General features: G+C 38.7%; 16 protein-coding genes and 2 pseudogenes. 14 read left to right on the top strand and 4 right to left on the bottom strand.

The features are described from left to right. The first annotated feature begins 4 nt into the window (after positions 1-4). From AC5YD2_RS06440 to AC5YD2_RS06460, 5 genes are all read left to right on the top strand, one after another. Complete coding sequence (locus AC5YD2_RS06440; RefSeq protein ID WP_496125536.1) at positions 5-709, top strand: GntR family transcriptional regulator; 705 nt, start codon at positions 5-7, stop codon at positions 707-709. 520 nt (positions 710-1,229) lie between these two features. After that, on the top strand, positions 1,230-2,228 hold the full coding sequence (locus AC5YD2_RS06445) for a putative oxygenase MesX (RefSeq protein WP_496125537.1): 999 nt from the start codon (positions 1,230-1,232) through the stop codon (positions 2,226-2,228). 50 nt (positions 2,229-2,278) lie between these two features. Continuing rightward, complete coding sequence (locus tag AC5YD2_RS06450; protein ID WP_496125538.1) at positions 2,279-3,322, top strand: methionine synthase; 1,044 nt, start codon at positions 2,279-2,281, stop codon at positions 3,320-3,322. 86 nt (positions 3,323-3,408) lie between these two features. After that, positions 3,409-3,903: a flavin reductase gene (locus AC5YD2_RS06455; protein ID WP_496125539.1), complete on the top strand. Its 495-nt coding sequence runs from the start codon at positions 3,409-3,411 to the stop codon at positions 3,901-3,903. A 65-nt stretch (positions 3,904-3,968) separates the two neighbouring features. Next, the gene (locus AC5YD2_RS06460) at positions 3,969-4,769 is read left to right on the top strand and encodes a sulfite exporter TauE/SafE family protein (protein WP_496125540.1); all 801 of its coding nucleotides are present in this window, start codon (positions 3,969-3,971) and stop codon (positions 4,767-4,769) included. Between the two features lie 77 nt (positions 4,770-4,846). On the opposite strand, the gene AC5YD2_RS06465 is transcribed toward AC5YD2_RS06460, so the two are convergent. Next, entirely contained in the window at positions 4,847-5,542 is a 696-nt protein-coding gene (locus tag AC5YD2_RS06465; RefSeq protein WP_496125541.1) for a DUF1826 domain-containing protein, read from the bottom strand. A 175-nt stretch (positions 5,543-5,717) separates the two neighbouring features. Further along, positions 5,718-5,954 (bottom strand): VF530 family protein, encoded by a 237-nt coding sequence (locus AC5YD2_RS06470; protein WP_496125542.1) that lies wholly within the window; start codon positions 5,952-5,954, stop codon positions 5,718-5,720. Between the two features lie 343 nt (positions 5,955-6,297). Here AC5YD2_RS06470 and AC5YD2_RS06475 point away from each other — a divergent pair. The 4 genes and pseudogenes from AC5YD2_RS06475 to AC5YD2_RS06490 form a co-directional block, all read left to right on the top strand. Continuing rightward, positions 6,298-6,494 (top strand): annotated as a pseudogene (locus AC5YD2_RS06475) (electron transfer flavoprotein-ubiquinone oxidoreductase); the annotation flags it as partial. 437 nt (positions 6,495-6,931) lie between these two features. Then, positions 6,932-7,030: pseudogene (locus AC5YD2_RS06480) on the top strand (4Fe-4S dicluster domain-containing protein); the annotation flags it as partial. Between the two features lie 277 nt (positions 7,031-7,307). Continuing rightward, entirely contained in the window at positions 7,308-8,186 is an 879-nt protein-coding gene (locus AC5YD2_RS06485; protein WP_496125543.1) for a LysR substrate-binding domain-containing protein, read from the top strand. A 17-nt stretch (positions 8,187-8,203) separates the two neighbouring features. Beyond that, positions 8,204-9,556: an MmgE/PrpD family protein gene (locus tag AC5YD2_RS06490; RefSeq protein ID WP_496125544.1), complete on the top strand. Its 1,353-nt coding sequence runs from the start codon at positions 8,204-8,206 to the stop codon at positions 9,554-9,556. 47 nt (positions 9,557-9,603) lie between these two features. Here the strand turns inward: AC5YD2_RS06490 and AC5YD2_RS06495 are convergent, their stop codons facing one another. Further along, positions 9,604-11,031, bottom strand: a complete 1,428-nt coding sequence (locus AC5YD2_RS06495) for an NAD-dependent succinate-semialdehyde dehydrogenase (protein WP_496125545.1) — start codon at positions 11,029-11,031, stop codon at positions 9,604-9,606. A gap of 35 nt (positions 11,032-11,066) precedes the next feature. Further along, complete coding sequence (locus AC5YD2_RS06500) at positions 11,067-11,957, bottom strand: NAD(P)-dependent oxidoreductase (protein WP_496125546.1); 891 nt, start codon at positions 11,955-11,957, stop codon at positions 11,067-11,069. Positions 11,958-12,159: 202 nt separating this feature from the next. Here AC5YD2_RS06500 and AC5YD2_RS06505 point away from each other — a divergent pair, with 202 nt between their 5' ends. The 5 genes from AC5YD2_RS06505 (at position 12,160) to AC5YD2_RS06525 (ending at position 18,574) form a co-directional block, all read left to right on the top strand. Next, complete coding sequence (locus AC5YD2_RS06505; RefSeq protein ID WP_496125547.1) at positions 12,160-12,960, top strand: N-acyl homoserine lactonase family protein; 801 nt, start codon at positions 12,160-12,162, stop codon at positions 12,958-12,960. Between the two features lie 168 nt (positions 12,961-13,128). Next, positions 13,129-14,484: an MFS transporter gene (locus AC5YD2_RS06510; protein WP_496125548.1), complete on the top strand. Its 1,356-nt coding sequence runs from the start codon at positions 13,129-13,131 to the stop codon at positions 14,482-14,484. Positions 14,485-14,793: 309 nt separating this feature from the next. After that, positions 14,794-15,942 carry an acyl-CoA dehydrogenase family protein gene (locus AC5YD2_RS06515; RefSeq protein WP_496125549.1) on the top strand — a complete coding sequence of 383 codons (1,149 nt, stop codon included), beginning with the start codon at positions 14,794-14,796 and terminating at the stop codon, positions 15,940-15,942. Between the two features lie 55 nt (positions 15,943-15,997). Next, the gene (locus AC5YD2_RS06520; protein WP_496125550.1) at positions 15,998-17,275 is read left to right on the top strand and encodes an MFS transporter; all 1,278 of its coding nucleotides are present in this window, start codon (positions 15,998-16,000) and stop codon (positions 17,273-17,275) included. 150 nt (positions 17,276-17,425) lie between these two features. Further along, positions 17,426-18,574 carry an acyl-CoA dehydrogenase family protein gene (locus tag AC5YD2_RS06525; protein WP_496125551.1) on the top strand — a complete coding sequence of 383 codons (1,149 nt, stop codon included), beginning with the start codon at positions 17,426-17,428 and terminating at the stop codon, positions 18,572-18,574. The last annotated feature ends 15 nt before the right edge of the window (positions 18,575-18,589 follow it).

Below are 18,589 nucleotides of genomic sequence, written 5' to 3' on the forward strand. Positions count from 1 at the left end.
ATCCATGCGCCTTGTACAAGTATTAACGACAAAATCAGGAGGCAGCTCAGACAATTTGTCTGAGCTGGTTTTCCAGAAAATTAAAAATGATATTTTTGACTTTCAACTCAAGCCTGGACAGCATTTTACCGAATCAGAAATCGCTGAAACTTATGCAGTGAGTCGCACACCAATACGCCAAGCGCTATACAGGTTACAACAAGAAGGATATGTCGATGTCCGCTTTAGAAGAGGTTGGCAAATCTGTCCGCTTAATTTTAAAAGGTATGAAGAGCTGTACGACTTAAGAATTTTACTCGAAAGTTATGCGATCGAGCAGTTATGCCAGATGCCTGAAGAGCAACTCAACCATGTTTTGGCAGATCTGATTCAGATATGGTGTATTGAGCCTGATAGTTATTTATCTGATCTTCAACAACTGGCTATGCAAGATGAGGATTTTCATTGTCAATTGGTGATAGCGGCAGCTAATACCGAAATAACGAAGATTCATCGAGAGATCAGTGAAAAAATTCGTATCATACGACGTTTAGACTTTTCCAAAATTAATCGGATTGAGGCAACTTATATTGAGCATCAAAAAATACTCAATTTAATCCTATCCAAAAACCTAAAGGCAAGCACTACTGCATTAACCAGTCATATTGTTCAAAGTCGCAATGAGGTTAAAAAGATCACCTTGGAAATGTTGGCATCTAGTACGGCTTAATTTTAAATGCATAATTGATTTGAGTGAAATTAAGTTTATTAACTTTTTTTAATTAATCATTGTCTTCATGACTTTGTTTGAACATGGGGGGTGTAAAAGCTAGTCATGATTTTTTAGGGAGAGTCAGTCTTCCAAAGTTTTTAGAGCTTTTCAATTTTTTTAGAAAAATTTGTGCACACGTGGACGCTTAAAACTTAGATGACTTTGAATTGTAAAAAATATCGAACAAGAGAAGCTATTAATAATAATGCCTACTGCGGTCTTATAAGGTTAACCAAGTCATTGAACCCTATATATTGTTTAAGCTAAATATTGTTTAAGTTTAAGATGTTAAACGTGTGAATGATAGCACTCAAACCATTGGTGATTTACAAGTCAACTTTTTTATACAGTATGATGATATTAAGATGAATTATGCTCATCTTTTAATGAATTTATATCGTTTTACTCATCTTTGTGTTCGCGCTTAAATACACCCATTGAGAAATATTAACTTTTTAGATTTGGGTGGCGGATCATCATGAGTACTCAGTTTACATGTTCAATTAAACGCATTCGTTTTGACGGGAACTATCAACCAGCGGACAATACACGTTTAACGACTAACTTTGCCAACTTGGCGCGTGGTGAGCGCCGTGAAGAAAATCTTCGCCGTACTTTGGCGATGATCAATAACCGCTTTAACAGTCTAGCAAGTGCAGATAATCCAAAAGGTGATCGCTATTCACTGGAAATTGACATTATTTCTGCTGAACTTGATGTTGAGGGTAATGGACAAACTTTCCCGTTTATCGAAATGCTAAAAAGCACCATCATCGACCATAAAACCAATCAACGTTTGGAAGGCATGATTGGCAATAGCTTTTCATCGTATGTACGTGATTATGACTTTAGTGTGGTATTGCCTGCATTGGGTTGTGGCGTAGATGAAAAACCTGAAGAATTTGGTGATTTACATGGCAAGCTTTATCAACATTTAGTCAATTCGAACGTTTTTAAGGCAGAGTTTAAAAAGCAACCTGTGATCTGTTTAAGTGTTTCGACGTCAAAAACGTATTTCCGTACCGCAAATGTACATCCAGTACTGGGTGTGGAATATACCCATGATGAATCTTCACGTACCGATGAATACTTTGCCAAAATGGGCTTACGCGTGCGTTATTTCAAACCTGAACATGGTAATGCACCTTTAGCATTCTATTTTGCTGGCGATTTATTGCGTGATTACACCGATTTTGAGTTGATCAGTGCAATTGCAACAATGGAAAGCTTCCAACGGATCTATCGTCCTGAAATTTACAACACCAATTCGCCTGCAGGCGTGGTCTATCAACCCAGCTTGAACTATGCAGATTATTCATTAACACGTGTTGTATATGATCGTGTTGAACGGGGTCAATTGGCGGTGAAACAGGGTAAATGGACAGAAGAAAACTTCATTAAGCCTTATAAAGAGATTCTTGAGGCATGGGCTGCCAACTTTACTGTAAATACTGCTGATCAAAATCAAGCGGCATAAGATATCAGCGTGATTTAAAGATTTACGAATTTAGACAGAGAAGATTAGACATGGCGCTTTTAAAACCAAAAATTTTACTCCCAACCTCTACAGCAGGCAGTTTACCCAAACCATCTTGGCTGGCTGAACCTGAAAAATTATGGTCAGCGTGGAAACTCGAGGGGGATGAACTTTTAGAAGCAAAAAAAGATGCTTTACGTTTGTCACTTCAAGAACAAGTGCATGCAGGGATTGATATTGTGTCTGATGGTGAGCAAACCCGTCAGCACTTTGTGACGACCTTTATTGAACACCTTGAAGGGGTTGATTTTGAGAAGCGTGAAACTATGCGCATTCGCAATCGTTATGATGCCAGTGTGCCAAGTGTAGTGGGGGAAGTGTCTCGTAAACAAGCGGTCTTTGTTGAAGATGCAAAATTCTTACGTAGCCAAACCGATCAACCGATTAAATGGGCATTACCGGGTCCGATGACCATGATTGATACGCTTTATGATGGTCATTACAAAAGCCGTGAAAAATTGGCTTGGGAATTTGCAAAAATTCTGAATCAAGAGGCTTTAGAGTTACAAGCTGCTGGCGTCGACATTATTCAGTTTGATGAACCTGCGTTTAACGTCTTCTTTGATGAAGTCAATGACTGGGGCGTGGCCACTTTAGAGCGTGCGCTTGAAGGACTTAAATGTGAAACTGCGGTACACATTTGCTATGGTTATGGGATTAAAGCCAATACCGATTGGAAAAAGACCTTAGGTAATGAATGGCGTCAATACGAACAGGCATTCCCTAAACTACAGCAATCAAAGCTGGATATTATCTCGCTTGAATGTCAAAACTCACGCGTACCGATGGATTTAATCGAACTCATCCGCGGTAAAAAAGTCATGGTCGGTGCAATTGATGTGGCGACCAATCAAATTGAAACACCTGAAGAGGTTGCAAATACTTTACGTAAAGCCTTGCAATTTGTCGATGCGGATAAACTTTATCCTTCAACCAACTGTGGTATGGCGCCACTTGCACGCGGTGTTGCCCGTGCTAAGCTCAATGCCTTAAGTGCCGGTGCAGAGATTATTCGTCAAGAACTCGCTGCGTAGTAAGACTGGTTTTAAAATGATTTAAGGGTAAGATCATTACCCTTTATTTGCATAAAAATCGAAATACTCGATTTAGGATAAATGAGATGATTGAATCAACCGACTTTAGAAATGCAATGTCATTGCTCACCACCGCAGTCAATGTGATCACCACAGAAGGTGAGGCGGGTCTTCATGGTTTTACCGCATCTGCTGTGTGTAGCGTGACAGATAGCCCCCCGACATTATTGGTCTGTATGAATCAATCTTCTCGTTCACATGCACATTTTGTTGATAATAAAATATTAAGTGTCAATGTATTGGGGGCACAGCATGAAAAAATCTCGAACGCCTTTGCATCAAGTAAGTTGAGTGCTGAAGAGCGTTTTAAACTGGGATCTTGGACCACATTAGAAACAGGCTCGCCTGTTCTAGAAGATGCACTCGTTAGCTTCGACTGTGAGATTGAACAAATTCAGAAAGTTGGCACGCATAGTGTGTTTATGTGCCGTGTGGTTGCAATCAAGCAAAGTCAGCAAGATGAAAGCTTGGTTTATTTTAATCGTGCGTATCATCAAGTGGGTCAAGTCGAAATCGCCTAAGCATTTGATTCAACTCTTATCGTATTCAGCATCACATTCATCTCAAATTATGAAGTAAATATTCTGTGGAACTCATTATATTCTTAGCCATTGGTGCACTTGCAGGATTTGCTGCAGGGCTCTTTGGCGTTGGCGGGGGAACCATTATTGTCCCGCTCTTGTTTATTGTCTTTACTCAAATGGAGTATAACCGAGATGTGATTATGCACCTCGCATTAGGCACATCACTTGCAACGATTGTTGTCACATCAATCAGCTCACTGATGGCACATCATAAAAATGGCGCCGTGATTTGGCCTGTATTTAAAAACTTAGCTGTGCCAATGGCGATGGGCTGTTTTGCAGGTGCGGGTATTGCAGGCTGGTTATCAGGCTTACATTTACAATTGATAGTCGGTTTATTTTTGATTTGGGTCGCTTACACCATGTTTACGGGTGCAAATAAAGTGGTTGATCCAAGTAAAACTTTACCTTCTAAACCGAAGCAAATGCTTGCAGGTGGCGTGATTGGTGTGGCCTCGGCAATCTTTGGAATTGGTGGTGGCAGTATCACAGTACCTTACTTAACTCGTTATGGTATGGTGATGCAAAAAGCAGTTGGCACATCGGCAGCGTGTGGTTTACCGATTGCGATTGCAGGTGCACTTGGCTTTATGATTTTTGGTATGCAAAATGAAGTAAATATACCAAATACCATTGGCTTTGTTCATATTTATGCATTTATTGGCATCAGTGTGATGAGTTTTATTACTGCTAAACTCGGTGCTAAAACTGCACATGCTTTATCACCTGCAATGCTTAAAAAATGCTTTGCTGTTTTATTGGTGATTGTGGGAAGTTTTTTCCTGATCAAGGGATTGATCTAGTCAATATATGATTCATTTTGGATAAAAGCTCACTTATGTGGGCTTTTGTTTTTGATAAATAATCATCTACATTCCGATTAACAGATGAGTAGTAATCTTAATTCACCTTGCTCAATCGGTGCACGGTGTACACAAGGTAATACCTGTTGTGTGGGGTGATCTACAGCCAATCGCCAAAGATGACCAACACCAAGATTAATAGGTTGAGCATTAGACTTGGGCTGATAATGCAGATCAAAAAAATATTCCTTTAAAAAATCATCAAATGTAGCATCTGATCCGTCATACAACGCTTTCAATTTGGCTCTAATTTCAGGGATTAAAATCTTTTGATCAACTTGATCATTCGAGATAATGTCACTTGATGCGCCGTAGTACGTACATAGAAATGTATCCGTTTCAATAGGCGAGCGGTCAACGTGAAAGGAATAGACATCAGTTGAAATAAAATCGAGTTCGTCATCACGCTCATAGTGCTTGAGCAAATTTAAAGAGGGCAATGCGCCGTAATCGGTCAATCGTTCGATATCATCTAAAATAATTGTTCTAGCAAGATCTCCATCTTTTGAGAGTTTTAAAGCTTTAAGATCTGCGGTTGATACTTCTGTAATATTTTCTTCTAATACGAGTTTATTAACAATTTCTTTAAAGTCACCAAACAAATGTCGATGCCAACACAGCGCATTCGTATTTCCTTTAAAACGTGAATGGATAAGGTCTTGAAAATCTGTAACCAATCCAATTTGATCCATGTCTGAAAAAACGTTATGCATAACAATAATAAGGGTGCAAAGAATACCTTATCATACAGATAAGAGATTGAATAATGAGAACACTAAAATCATAACTTATAAAATATTGAGTTCATGACCTTAGCTATGAATACATGTTTTCCTAAGGAGATGTCTTAGCAATAAACTAAATTAAATAAGGGATTGGTTTTGATGGCTACGATTTTTGTTTCGCTTTTTGGCGCAAGACATATAGATATAAACTTTCAACTTTTTCACGCGCCCATGGTGTAGTACGTAAGAATCGTAAAGATGATTTAACACTTGGATCTATACAAAAGCATCTAATTTCAATTTTATGACTCAAGCCTTCAAAGCCACCGTAGTAATCTAGTAACTCATCCAAAATGTCTGCAAGTTTTTTGCCGTGTAAGGGATCATTAGAAGTATTCATATAGATAAACAATATTTTTGGGAGGCTACCATTATAACCTGCGTAGGTACTTATGGTATATCTTATTTGACTTATGTTCACCTAAAGTTCACTTCATAATTTTTTAGATATTTAATTAATAATAAATCCAAATATTTACCTCAATAAAATTCGTGATTTTGTTTGTACAAGTTCATGAACTTAGTTCGAAAAGAGATTGCATTACCTTTTATAGGGTAAGTTTTATTCCTTTATGTTCTGCCTAGATGAGTTTTCCGAAATTTAAATGATCAAACGCTCTTTATACTTTCAATTAGAAGTTTGGATTGGTCGTAGGTTAAAAAGGATGTTGCCAAAATCAGAAAATGATTCATCCGTTGGTGTCGTCGAAAAAGGCTCTGAAGTAGATGCTGTACTTGAAACGCGTGCAATCCATGAGCTTTTCCAAAAATGGAATGAACAAGCCGCACCTCTAAACGTGCCTGTGACTGAAGATAAAATCTTGATGCTTCTTTCTGATACCAAATCTCAAGAAGCACCGCATTGGATGGTACGGTAAAGGCATCCAAACCCGTATGCGTATTGGCACAGATGACGAACCAAAAGCTAACTTTACCCTAGGTTAACCCGAATCGCGGATAAAGATTTTTCTTTAAAATCATAAGCTCAATGTAATTTTATGATTATTTTTTAGTGTTATCAGACCAAAGAATAGACTTTTTTATGCTCAAAGTGATGGATAAGTCTCAAGATGAATAATCTCATTTCTTTAAGCAGGATTCGGGTTAGGTTAAGAACGACATGCCACATACATGATCTTTGTTGAAGACTGTCGTGATGACTTAGCTAGGCATCTTATTTCTCAATTCAACCTATGTAAAGATGCTGATCCACAGCATTACGGCAGCGGGATCAAAAAGCTTTTGCAAATTAATCCTGTTAAACATAAAGCCTGCAGCCGTAATATAAGGTGCAGGTTAGAAATTCTTTGAAACCGTTGTGTTCATTGTAAAACCTGTGACATCAAAGATGCATCTCTGAATATCACCTGGGTAGTGCCGGAAGGTGCTGGTGGTCCGAACTATCCAAATATGTAATTTGGATAATTCTTGAGAAGGAATACTTCTCATACCCATTCATGTAAAAGTTATATAACTTTTCATTTATTTTTTTAGGTAAAACAGTCTCCTAGGAGGCTGTTTTTATAACTCATATACCTATGAGTTTTTTGCAATTAATGCGAAATACAAAAATGTATGCTGTAACGCATCTAGTCATGAATCCAATACTGATTCTACGACTTATTGATGAGCCTGTTCTTTCGGACGAAGAATATTTATTGCATATACTGTGCTTTTACAACAGGAGGTTGATATGCGCGATATTCCACCATTAAATGCCTTACGTACATTTGAATGTGTTGCTAGACACAAAAGTTTTACAAAGGCTGCAGATGAGTTATACGTCAGTCAATCTGCTGTTAGTCGTCAAATTACCTTAATTGAAGAATATCTAGGAATTGAATTTTTTAAACGAGAACGCTCCGGAATCAGCCTGACAGAAGCAGGTATGAAATACTATGCAGAGATTGGACCTGCTTTTAATAAAATCGCTATTGCCACTCGTGGTATGAGTTCTTACCGTAAAAACAATGACATTGCATTACGTGTGTACTCAACTTTTGCAGCTAAATGGCTGGTTAGACGCTTACAAAAGCTACATGCGGATAATCCTAAACTAAGAGTCAACATTAAGACCGCAGTCGCTCCAGTCGATTTTGCAATTGAAAATGTAGATGCTGCAATCCAGTTTGGAGATGGAAATTGGCCCGATGTTGATAGCTTTTTTTTGTGTAGTGATGAAATCAGACCTGTATGTAGCCCATCATTGATCAGCCATTTAACTCGTCCGCCAGCACCACAGGACGTAAATAAGTATAAGCTTATACATTCTAACTATAGAAAATTAGACTGGACAGAGTGGTTAGCCGCACAGAATATAGAAAGTGCCGAAACAGACCAGTTTATCTTGCCAAATTCGCTTTTGGCCTACCATGCAGCCATTGATGGAATAGGTATTGCAATGGCACAAACCAAATTTGTAGAACAGGAAATTGAAAATGGTAGTTTGGTTTATTTCTCAGATTATGTGCTGAAACGGGATTTAGGTTATTACCTTGTTGTGCCACAAAATTCACCAAAATTAGAAAAAATTACTGAAATAAGGGATTGGTTGATCAAAGAACTTAATTAAAAGGATGTAAATAATTCATGACAACAATCATAGAAAAATATGCCGAATATGCTGCATTAGAAGCAAAACGAGATCTTTCTGCTGAGACACTTCATCATTCGAAAAGGGCTGTACTTGACTGGTTTTCGGCTTTATATCCAGGAATGGTCAGTGAGGTGGGGACAAGAATGATTGCCACTTTTGAAGAAGAATTGGGCGTGGGGAAGAGTCGACTTCCAAGCTTAAACAAAACTACTTTTTCTTCTTCAGCTGCTTGGATATTAGGTACAACATCACATGCAATCGAATTTGACGACATTTTTAGAGACGCAGTTTACCATCCTGGAGTACCTGTGATTAGTGCAGCGCTTGCCATTGCTGATGAATATGATCGTAGCGGTTTAGATTTCTTAAAAGCTGTAGTAGTAGGTTATGAGGTCTCAACCCGCTTAGGTGCAGCAGTACAGCCTTCGCATTATTCTTATTTCCATACCACAGGTACAGTAGGTGCTATTGGTAGTGCAGCAGCTTCAGCATTTTTAATTAATCCACATGATCCAGATATATTTGCTCATGCTGTAGCAACAGCAACCACGTTTGCTTCAGGCTTACAACAAGCTTTCCGATCTGATGCTATGACAAAGGCTTTACATGGTGGTCACGCTGCTTCAATTGGAATTACAGCAGCTAAGTCTGCTGCTAAAGGTATTACTGGAGCTTTAGATATTCTGGAAGGTGAAGTAGGATTTGGTGCTGCATTATCTAAAAATCCCGATTGGGATAAAGCTGTAGCTGGGCTAGGTGTTGATTATAATATATGTAAAATGACACAGAAAAATCATGGTTGTTGTGGGCATACATTTGCTGCTGTCGATGGTGCGATTGCTATCCGTCAAACTCTTTTGAAAAGAAGCATACCTCTTTCCGAAATTGAAAAAATTACCGTTCAAACCTATCAAACTGCATTAGATGTGACTGGTAATTTTAGTCCTAAATCTGCATTCCAATGCCGTTTCAGCTTACCTTATGTCGTGTCTCATGGTTTGCTGCATGGTAGCGTTCGTTTAAATGCTTTTGTAGATGAGCAAATGGCATCACTAGAAACACGTGAATTAATGAAAAAACTTACTTTGGAAAATGACGAAGAATTAACGTCTAAATTTCCAAATCAACGTGCTGCCAAAGTCAAAATCAGGTTGAAAGATGGCCAATCCTTTGAGCATTTCTCACCATGTCGTAAGGGTGATCCTGAAGCACCGTTGACAGATGAAGAGTTAGATCACAAATTTTTTGAACTGGTGGATGGTGTGATCACAACAAAGCAGGCGAAAAAACTCAGAGATCAAATTTGGACTTTAGACCAATTACTGGTAAAAAATTTGAAAGTCTAAAATAGTAAAAATAAAAAGGAGGATTTAATCCTCCTTTTTATTTTTACTTAACTAGCTATTCTAACTGTCTTAATCTTCAAGAATTCATGAATTCCTTCGGCACCGCCTTCAGTACCTAAACCACTGTCTTTCACACCACCAAAAGGTGTTTCAGGCAATGAAGCTTGCCAGTCATTAATGGTTATTACGCCACTTTCAATTTCACTACTGATTTTCTGAATGTAATTAAAGTTACTGGTAAAAGCATAAGAGGCTAAACCAAAAGGAAGTCGATTAGCTTCAGCCAGAGCTTCGTCTAAATCAGTAAATGATCTTAAAATTGCAATTGGACCAAAAGGCTCAATATGATTTACATCAACATCCAAATTTGGTTGAATAATCACAGTGGGTGCATAAAAATTACCAGATAAATCTTCTAATCTGTGTCCACCAACTGGAATTTGCGCATCTAGTCCACGTGCATTTTCTACGAGTTTTTCGATCGCAGCCAAACGTCGCGTATTTTTCAATGGACCCATTTGGGTTTGTTCATCGAATGGACTTCCCACTTTGATTTGTTTCGCATAGCCTGTAAATTTCTCACAAAAATCAGCAAAAATAGATTCGTGAATTAAAAATCGAGTAGGGGACGTACACACTTGTCCTGCATTTCTATATTTTGCAGCAACAGCAGCTTTTGCAACTTGATCAACATCCACATCTTCACAGATGATGACGGGTGCATGACCACCCAATTCTAGGGTTAGCTTCTTTAGATGTTTAGACGCTTTTTCAGCCAAGGATTTACCAATCGAGGTCGCACCCGTAAATGTTATCATCGCAACATCTGTAGATTCACATAAGAGATTTGAAATTTCTTCAGGATTGCCAAATACCATATTGACTAGCCCTTTAGGAAAGTCTAGCTCATTCATAATTTCTGCAATCTTGAGAGCAACACCTGCAGTTTCTTCAGATGGTTTAATCACTATTGAACAGCCAGCAGCAAGGGCAGCACTGATTTTACGGGCAGGTGTAATGGCAGGCGCATTCCAACCTGAAAATGCAGCCACTACGCCTACAGGCTCATAAATAACGGTTTGTTTCATATTTAAAGTGCGTGATGGAATCGTTTTGCCATAGATCCGCCGCGCTTCTTCGCTTGCCCATTCAAACATCTCAGCAGCAGTTTGAACTTCCTTTTTCGCCTCAGCTAAAGGTTTACCCAGCTCTAAAGAGATTTGTTTGGCAAGATCATCTATTCGCGCATACATGAGATTTGCGATTTGACGAATTTTGACTGAGCGATCATAGGCTGAGGTTTTTGCCCAAACTTTATACGCTTGCAGAGCAGATTGAATTGCCTCTTCGATATCTTGTGCAGAAGTAAATTGAAGCGTTCCCAAAATTTCTGCAGTTGATGGATTGATCACTTCATAATTTATTTCAGATGAACCTTGACGGAATTCCCCTGAAATATACTGACTATATTGCATAACTTATGGCTCTATAAAATGAGTATTTCAAAGGATTAAAGACGAATTTTCTCGATATTATTTGCTTCAGCCCAGAAGTCAGTCATCGATGAAGTATCTTGACCATCCTTGCCCACATGACGTGCAAGTTGGAACATGTTTCGTACTAGATTACCTACAGGAAGAGAAATGCCAGTAGATTGGGCTGCTTGACACGCAAGGGTAAGGTCTTTAAATCCTAGTGCAATATCAAAGCCTGGGCTTAAGTCGCCCTTGAGGACTTTGACAGGCCATTTTTCTTTGAGTTGACCATTTGATGCCGTAGTTCCTGTCAATACATCAAAGGTTTTTTGCGCATCTAAGCCCAAACCTTGTGCAAGGACTAAGGCTTCTGAATTCAGCTGACAATAGCAAAGTACCATTAAGTTATTAATCAACTTCATACGAGTACCTGCACCTGGTTCGCCACAATGTAGAACTGTTGTACCCATTTTGAGAAGTAGTTCTTGTAGTTCGGCTAAATCGGTTTCTTTTGCGCCTAACATAAAGAGTGATTGACCGAGATCGGCATGGGCTGCAAGACGACCAACAGGTGCATCAGCAAATTTAATATTCTTTTCTTGGGCGTGTTGATAAAGTAAGTCAACTGTTTCAGTATCTATCGTACTGAGTTCAATTAAATATTTACCTGAAGAAAGATTGGCCAATACTCCATCGTCTCCTAGAATCACTTCTTTAGATTGCTTAGGACCTGGTAACATTGTAATGACTACATCAGATTTTTTGGCAATCTCTTGGATACTCATCTCCTTTTGACCACCCAATTCAATAAATTTTTCAATTTGATTTGGATTTAAATCGAAAGCAGTGACCTCTAAACCATTTTTGACTAAATGAGAGGCTAGCGGAAAGCCCATACGTCCTAGACCAATAAATCCAATTTTCATAATTCTTCCCTTTGATTTCAAAATACTATTTCCCACCAATCATAATTTCTCATATTTAACATGCAATAGGTATTAACCATTTGGAATACCACGATGAGTTTATGTAAAACTTTTGCATCTTCATGTCATGTATAAATGGATGCTAGTCAGTCTCTACACAATCAAATGACTTATTTAAAAGTAGATTTAAAAGGAAAAAAGGATGATTCCTCAGTATGAAGTTTATGCAATCAAATATGCTGGTGTGACCAAAAAAGAATCAGATAATTTTATTTATAATGATCAACATGATATCGACATGGATTTAGATTTCTTTATTTGGGTGATTAAGCATCAAGATAAAGTCTGGCTGGTCGATTTGGGTTTTGGTATTGAAGAGGCGAAACGCCGGAACAGAAAACTCATACATACGATTGATAAAGCACTGCAGCTGATTCACATTGATTATTTGAACATTGAGCATGTCATCATTACACATATGCATTTTGATCATGTGGGAAATTTAGAATATTTTCCTCAAGCAAAATTTTATTTGCAAGATGCTGAAATGAATTTTGCAACAGGTCGGTATATGTGTCATGCCTGTATAGCACAACCTTTTAATGTTCAAGATGTGATGCAAATGGTGAACAATGTTTATCAAGGGAAGGTGATTTTTATAAATGGATTTAAGGAAATAGCGCCTGGAATCAGTTTACATAAGGTGGGTGGGCATACTGGTGGACTACAAGTCGTTAGAGTGCATACAGAGCGTGGTTGGGTTGTACTGGCATCAGACGCTTCACATTTTTATCGAAATAAAATGGAAAAAAATCCTTATCCTATTGTTTTTAATATCGGTGAGATGATGGAGGGCTTTGATCTATTAGATGAGCTCGCGAGTTCTTCAGATCATATTATTCCAGGCCATGATCCGGATGTTTTAAAACATTATCCTCATAGTGACTTATCTCTTTCTGCTCATGTTGCAGTCCTCCATCAGGCACCCAAAAACGCTGTTTAAATGCTAATTTTTGAGCAAAAAGCAATGTCAATGATATCGCTTGTTGGTTTAAATAACTCATCACATGATGAGTTATTGGTCAATATTAAATTATCAATTCTTATATATTTTTCACTTATGAAGGGCTCTTTTAGCCAGTAATTGGTGAGACTTATAAAAGGATTTTATATGGAAAACCCAGTAACTTTAAATACTCAACTTGAATGTATCGACGAGCAGGAAAAACAAAAATTATTAAATAAAATTCTATGGAAAATTATGCCCATACTTTTTTTGGCGTATATGTTTTCATTTCTAGACCGCGTAAATATTGGTTATGCAAAGTTACAAATGCAGGACTATATTGGATTTACAGATATTCAATATGCCTATGCAGCTGGTATTTTCTTTATTGGTTATGCACTTTTTGAAATTCCAAGTAACTTATTGATGGATAAAGTGGGAGCAAGAAAAACCCTCGCTCGAATTATGGTGCTATGGGGGCTTGCATCTGCCGCAACTTTATTTATAACAACGGTCAATCAACTGTATTTAATCCGATTTTTATTGGGAATTTTTGAGGCCGGTTTTTATCCTGGTGTCTTTTTATATTTTAGTTATTGGTTTCCTAGTTATATGCGAGGTCGCGTAGCAGCAATCATACTCGCAGGTTCGTTAGTAGCACCAATTATTGGTGGACCAATTTCAGGGATTATTATGACTGAAATGGATGGATTCTGGGGCTGGTTTGGTTGGCAATGGATGTTTCTTCTAGAAGCTTTACCCATTATTTTTATTGGTATTTTTTGCTTTTTCTATCTTTCAGACAAACCAAGTACTTCTAAATGGCTGAGCAATAAAGAAAGACAGATGCATCACAAAATTATGCAACTCGACCGAGGTACTCAAGACTCGCAAAGTGATGAAAAATCAGCACATTCAATGTCGAATATTCTCAGCTGTATTTCGGATGCACGAATCTATTTGCTCGCATTTTTAGCATTTGCAACCTACTGTGGAAATTATGGTTTTAGTTTCTGGTTACCCACCATGATTAGAGATATGGGCGTCACCAATATTGCTCATATTTCATTTTATGCAGTCATACCATTCTCATTGGGTGCGATAGGATTATTTCTGATTACAAGAAGTTCTGATAAACGTAGAGAGCGACGTTGGCATTATGTGCTTTCCATGGTATTGGCAAGTTTTATGCTAGTGCTGGCTGCATATTGGCAAGGGAGTATGCTGATTCGTTTAATTATTTTAGGATTGGCAAGTTTTGGATTTATGGGAGGCATGGCTTTAGCATGGACTCTACCTACAGGTTATCTAGATGGAAAAACCGCACCTGTTGGGATCGCATTGGTGAGTACACTGGCAACGACAGCAGGATATTTCGCACCTTGGATCATGGGCGTGATGCGTGAGAGTTTTGGGAGTAATCAAGCTGCACTGGTCAGTATTGCTATTGTGATGCTGATCGCAGCACTACTCATGCTCTGGGTTGTACCAGACAAAGCTGTCCATGTTAGTGACAAATAGTCAAAACGTACATATGTATGAATGATCTAAAATGTGAAAATTGATTTTATTGAATCTATTCAATTTCAAATGAATAATGTAAATGGGAGCAATCTGCTTCCATTTTTTCATTTGAAACTTGAGCTTTCATGAAAACCTATTTTTAGCCTTCGAAACCACCCGAAAAACCATCTGATCAGGATGAATACTCAATACTCTTTTAGTTTTTTCCTATTTGTGAAATTTTCATGAGTCGATGATTTATGTGAAAACTTGAGCATAAAATGATCCTTATTATTTCTTATGTTAGAACATAAGGAAGTTTAAGGAATGGATTTTAATTTAACGGAAGAACAAAACGCATTTGCAGATTCAGTACGCAAATTTGCACAAAAGGAATTAGCAGATGGCGCACTGGAACGTGCCCACTCACACGACTATCCTTGGGAAATCGCAGCTAAATTGGCTGAGATGGGCTTAATCGGTATTACGGTCAAAGAAGAAGATGGTGGAATCGGTGGCTCTTTAATGGATGCCGTGATTGCCATTCAAGAATTGGCACTGGTTTGCCCGAAAAGCGCTGATGTGGTTCAAGCGGGTAACTTTGGTGCAATCCGTACCTTCGCAGAATATGCTTCACCTTACCTGAAAGAAAAATATCTTCCTGACCTACTGGCAGGTAAAAAACTGCTTGCGCTAGGAATGAGTGAACCCGGTGCGGGTTCTTCAGTGACCGAACTGAAAACTTCAGCAGTAGAAGATGGCGATCACTACATTATCAATGGTTCTAAAGTCTTTTCTACTCACAGCCCACACGCTGATACCTTCCTGATCTATGTCCGTTTTGGTGAAGGTTTAGATGGGATCGGTTCAGTGATGGTTGATCGTGGCACACCAGGTTTTGAAGTGGGACAGCCTTCAGCATTTATGAGCGGTGAAGAGTGGTGCCAACTGTACTTTGATAACTGTCGTATTCCGAAAGAAAACGTATTGCTTGGACCAGGTGGATTTAAAAAACAAATTTCAGGTTTCAATGTTGAACGTATTGGTAATGCATCACGTGCCTTAGCGTTAGGCCGTCATGCTTTTAATGTAGCGCGTCAACACTGCTTAGATCGTGAGCAGTTTGGTAAAGCATTATGTGAATTCCAAGGCTTGCAATGGAAGTTTGCAGAAATGGCATTGAAGCTAGAAAGTTCACAATTATTACTTTACCGTGCTGCGATTAATTCCGATGGTGGTCTGCCATCAGCCTATGAGACGAGCATTGCGAAACTGTCATGCAACTTAACAGGTTGGGAGGTATCGAATGAAGCACTGCAAGCAATGGGTGGTTATGGGTATTCAACTGAATCACTGGTGGAGTACTGCGTCAAACGTACCCGAGGTTGGATGATCGCGGGTGGTTCGATTGAAGTATTGAAAAACCGAATTGCAGAAGATGTATTTGGTCGTCGTTTTAATCAACGAGCGAAATGAAGCTTGTTGATTACCAAATAAAAAATTAAATTATGCGTTGCAAAGGATATGAATTATGCATATGGAAAATACTGCAGGAAGTGCAGAAGGTAATAAAAAGTGGAAACTTGCGTTTATATTATGTTTTTTAGCCTTGGTCGTTGATGGCGCAGACGTAATGATGCTGTCACTCAGTTTAAAAAGTATCAAAGATGACTTTGGTCTGACTGGGGTTGAAGCTGGAATGCTCGGAAGTGTCACCATCCTTGGTATGGGATTGGGAGGTATTTTCGGGGGGTGGTGTAGTGATAAATTTGGTCGTGTAAAAGCGATTGCAGCGAGTGTTCTGTTATTTTCAGTACTTACTGCTTTATTGAGTTTTACTCAAAATGTTTGGCAATTCGGTATTTTACGTTTTATTTCAGGTGTTGGTCTAGGTACTGTGTATATTGTATCCGCAGGTTTGATTTCTGAATATGTACCAACCAAACACAGAACGACAATTATTGCCACCTTACAAACAGGTTGGACTTTTGGTTATATTGTTGCATCACTGATGGCAGGAGCAATTATTCCTGATCATGGTTGGCGCTTAATGTTCTTATTAAGTGGTTCAGCTATTATTCTATCATTCCTTTTATATTACCTGGTGCCAGAATCTGAATCATGGCAGGCGGAAAGAGATCGTAAACTTTTAGCTAAAAAAGATAATCCACAAGATTCATCATTTGGGTTTAAGCTGATTTTTAAAGATAAAGCTGTCTTTAAAGTTCTGTTACTGTGGATTTCTGCAAGTATGCTACTTCATTTAGGTTATAACGGTGTGAACCATTGGATGCCAACCTATATTGAAACAGAAATGGGTCTTAACTATAAATCAATGACTTATTATATGATTGCCAGTTATAGTGCAATGGTATTCGGTAAGATCAGTGCAGGTATTATTTCAGATAAATTTGGTCGTCGATTTGCATTCATGTTTGGTTGTATTGCGACAGCAGTTTGTTTAGTGTCCATCGTCATGTTTGCAAATCCTAGCAATATTATTTATTTCTTGGCACTTTTCGGATTTTTATATGGCATCCCGTTTGGTGTGTATGCAACATTTATGAGCGAAAGCTTCCCAACTGCAGCGCGTGGTACAGCTATGGGTACAGCACATAATATGGGTCGTATTGGTTCGGCTACTGCACCTATCTTAGTCGGTGCAATTGCAGCGAGTGAATCTATTGGATTTGGTTTCTTAATCCTAGGATTCTTCTATCTAATTAGTATTTTACCAATTATATTTATTCGTGAAAAAATGTTTGATCCATCAGCAAAGGCAGCTATAGAGCCACAGCCAGTAAAATAGTCTAAAAAATAAAAAAAGCGCTCTTAAGGGCGCTTTTTTTATTTTACATTTTCTCAAATAAGTCATAGCGTGATGATTTATTTGAAAACACAAGCACAATAAAACGCATATTCTTGAACTATAAAATATGTTGAATATAGAGTTAAAAACATGGATTTTAATTTAACGGAAGAACAAAACGCATTTGCAGATTCAGTACGCAAATTTGCACAAAAGGAATTAGCAGAAGGCGCATTAGAACGCGCCCACTCACACGACTATCCTTGGGAAATTGCAGCTAAATTAGCTGAGATGGGCTTAATTGGTATTACCGTCAAAGAAGAAGATGGTGGAATCGGTGGCTCTTTAATGGATGCTGTTATTGCCATTCAAGAATTGGCACTGGTTTGCCCTAAAAGCGCTGATGTGGTTCAAGCGGGGAACTTTGGTGCAATCCGTACCTTCGCAGAATATGCTTCACCTTATCTGAAAGAAAAATATCTTCCTGACCTATTGGCAGGCAAAAAATTGCTTGCGCTAGGGATGAGTGAACCCGGTGCGGGTTCTTCAGTGACTGAACTTAAAACGTCAGCAGTAGAAGATGGCGATCACTACATTATCAATGGTTCTAAAGTCTTTTCTACTCACAGCCCACACGCTGATACCTTCCTGATTTATGTTCGCTTTGGTGAAGGTTTAGATGGGATCGGTTCAGTGATGGTTGATCGTGGCACACTAGGTTTTGAAGTCGGTCAGCCTTCAGCATTTATGAGCGGTGAAGAGTGGTGCCAACTGTACTTTGATCAGTGCCGTATTCCAAAAGAAAACGTCTTGCTTGGGCCTGGCGGCTTTAAAAAACAGATTTCAGGTTTCAACGTTGAACGTATTGGTAATGCATCACGTGCCTTAGCGTTAGGCCGTCATGCTTTTAATGTTGCACGTCAGCACTGCTTAGATCGTGAACAATTCGGCAAAGCCTTATGCGAATTCCAAGGCTTGCAATGGAAGTTTGCAGAAATGGCTTTGAAGCTAGAAAGTTCACAACTCCTACTTTATCGTGCTGCGATTAATTCCGATGGTGGTCTGCCATCAGCCTATGAGACGAGCATTGCGAAGCTGTCATGCAACTTAACAGGTTGGGAAGTCTCGAATGAAGCACTGCAAGCGATGGGTGGCTATGGGTATTCAACTGAATCACTGGTGGAGTACTGCGTCAAACGTACCCGAGGTTGGATGATCGCGGGTGGTTCGATTGAAGTATTAAAGAACCGAATTGCAGAAGATGTATTTGGTCGTCGTTTTAATCAACGCGCGAAGTAAATTAAAAGGATTTAG

Source organism: Acinetobacter sp. CY73 (genome assembly GCF_059515865.1).

Excerpts from the sequence above, each read along its gene's own strand:
- AC5YD2_RS06440 (WP_496125536.1), top strand. The coding sequence starts at position 5 with ATGCGCCTTGTACAAGTATTAACGACAAAATCAGGAGGCAGCTCAGAC.
- AC5YD2_RS06445 (WP_496125537.1), top strand. The coding sequence starts at position 1,230 with ATGAGTACTCAGTTTACATGTTCAATTAAACGCATTCGTTTTGACGGG.
- AC5YD2_RS06450 (WP_496125538.1), top strand. The coding sequence starts at position 2,279 with ATGGCGCTTTTAAAACCAAAAATTTTACTCCCAACCTCTACAGCAGGC.
- AC5YD2_RS06455 (WP_496125539.1), top strand. The coding sequence starts at position 3,409 with ATGATTGAATCAACCGACTTTAGAAATGCAATGTCATTGCTCACCACC.
- AC5YD2_RS06465 (WP_496125541.1), bottom strand. The coding sequence starts at position 5,542 with ATGCATAACGTTTTTTCAGACATGGATCAAATTGGATTGGTTACAGAT.
- AC5YD2_RS06470 (WP_496125542.1), bottom strand. The coding sequence starts at position 5,954 with ATGAATACTTCTAATGATCCCTTACACGGCAAAAAACTTGCAGACATT.
- AC5YD2_RS06485 (WP_496125543.1), top strand. The coding sequence starts at position 7,308 with ATGCGCGATATTCCACCATTAAATGCCTTACGTACATTTGAATGTGTT.
- AC5YD2_RS06490 (WP_496125544.1), top strand. The coding sequence starts at position 8,204 with ATGACAACAATCATAGAAAAATATGCCGAATATGCTGCATTAGAAGCA.
- AC5YD2_RS06495 (WP_496125545.1), bottom strand. The coding sequence starts at position 11,031 with ATGCAATATAGTCAGTATATTTCAGGGGAATTCCGTCAAGGTTCATCT.
- AC5YD2_RS06500 (WP_496125546.1), bottom strand. The coding sequence starts at position 11,957 with ATGAAAATTGGATTTATTGGTCTAGGACGTATGGGCTTTCCGCTAGCC.
- AC5YD2_RS06505 (WP_496125547.1), top strand. The coding sequence starts at position 12,160 with ATGATTCCTCAGTATGAAGTTTATGCAATCAAATATGCTGGTGTGACC.
- AC5YD2_RS06510 (WP_496125548.1), top strand. The coding sequence starts at position 13,129 with ATGGAAAACCCAGTAACTTTAAATACTCAACTTGAATGTATCGACGAG.
- AC5YD2_RS06515 (WP_496125549.1), top strand. The coding sequence starts at position 14,794 with ATGGATTTTAATTTAACGGAAGAACAAAACGCATTTGCAGATTCAGTA.
- AC5YD2_RS06520 (WP_496125550.1), top strand. The coding sequence starts at position 15,998 with ATGCATATGGAAAATACTGCAGGAAGTGCAGAAGGTAATAAAAAGTGG.
- AC5YD2_RS06525 (WP_496125551.1), top strand. The coding sequence starts at position 17,426 with ATGGATTTTAATTTAACGGAAGAACAAAACGCATTTGCAGATTCAGTA.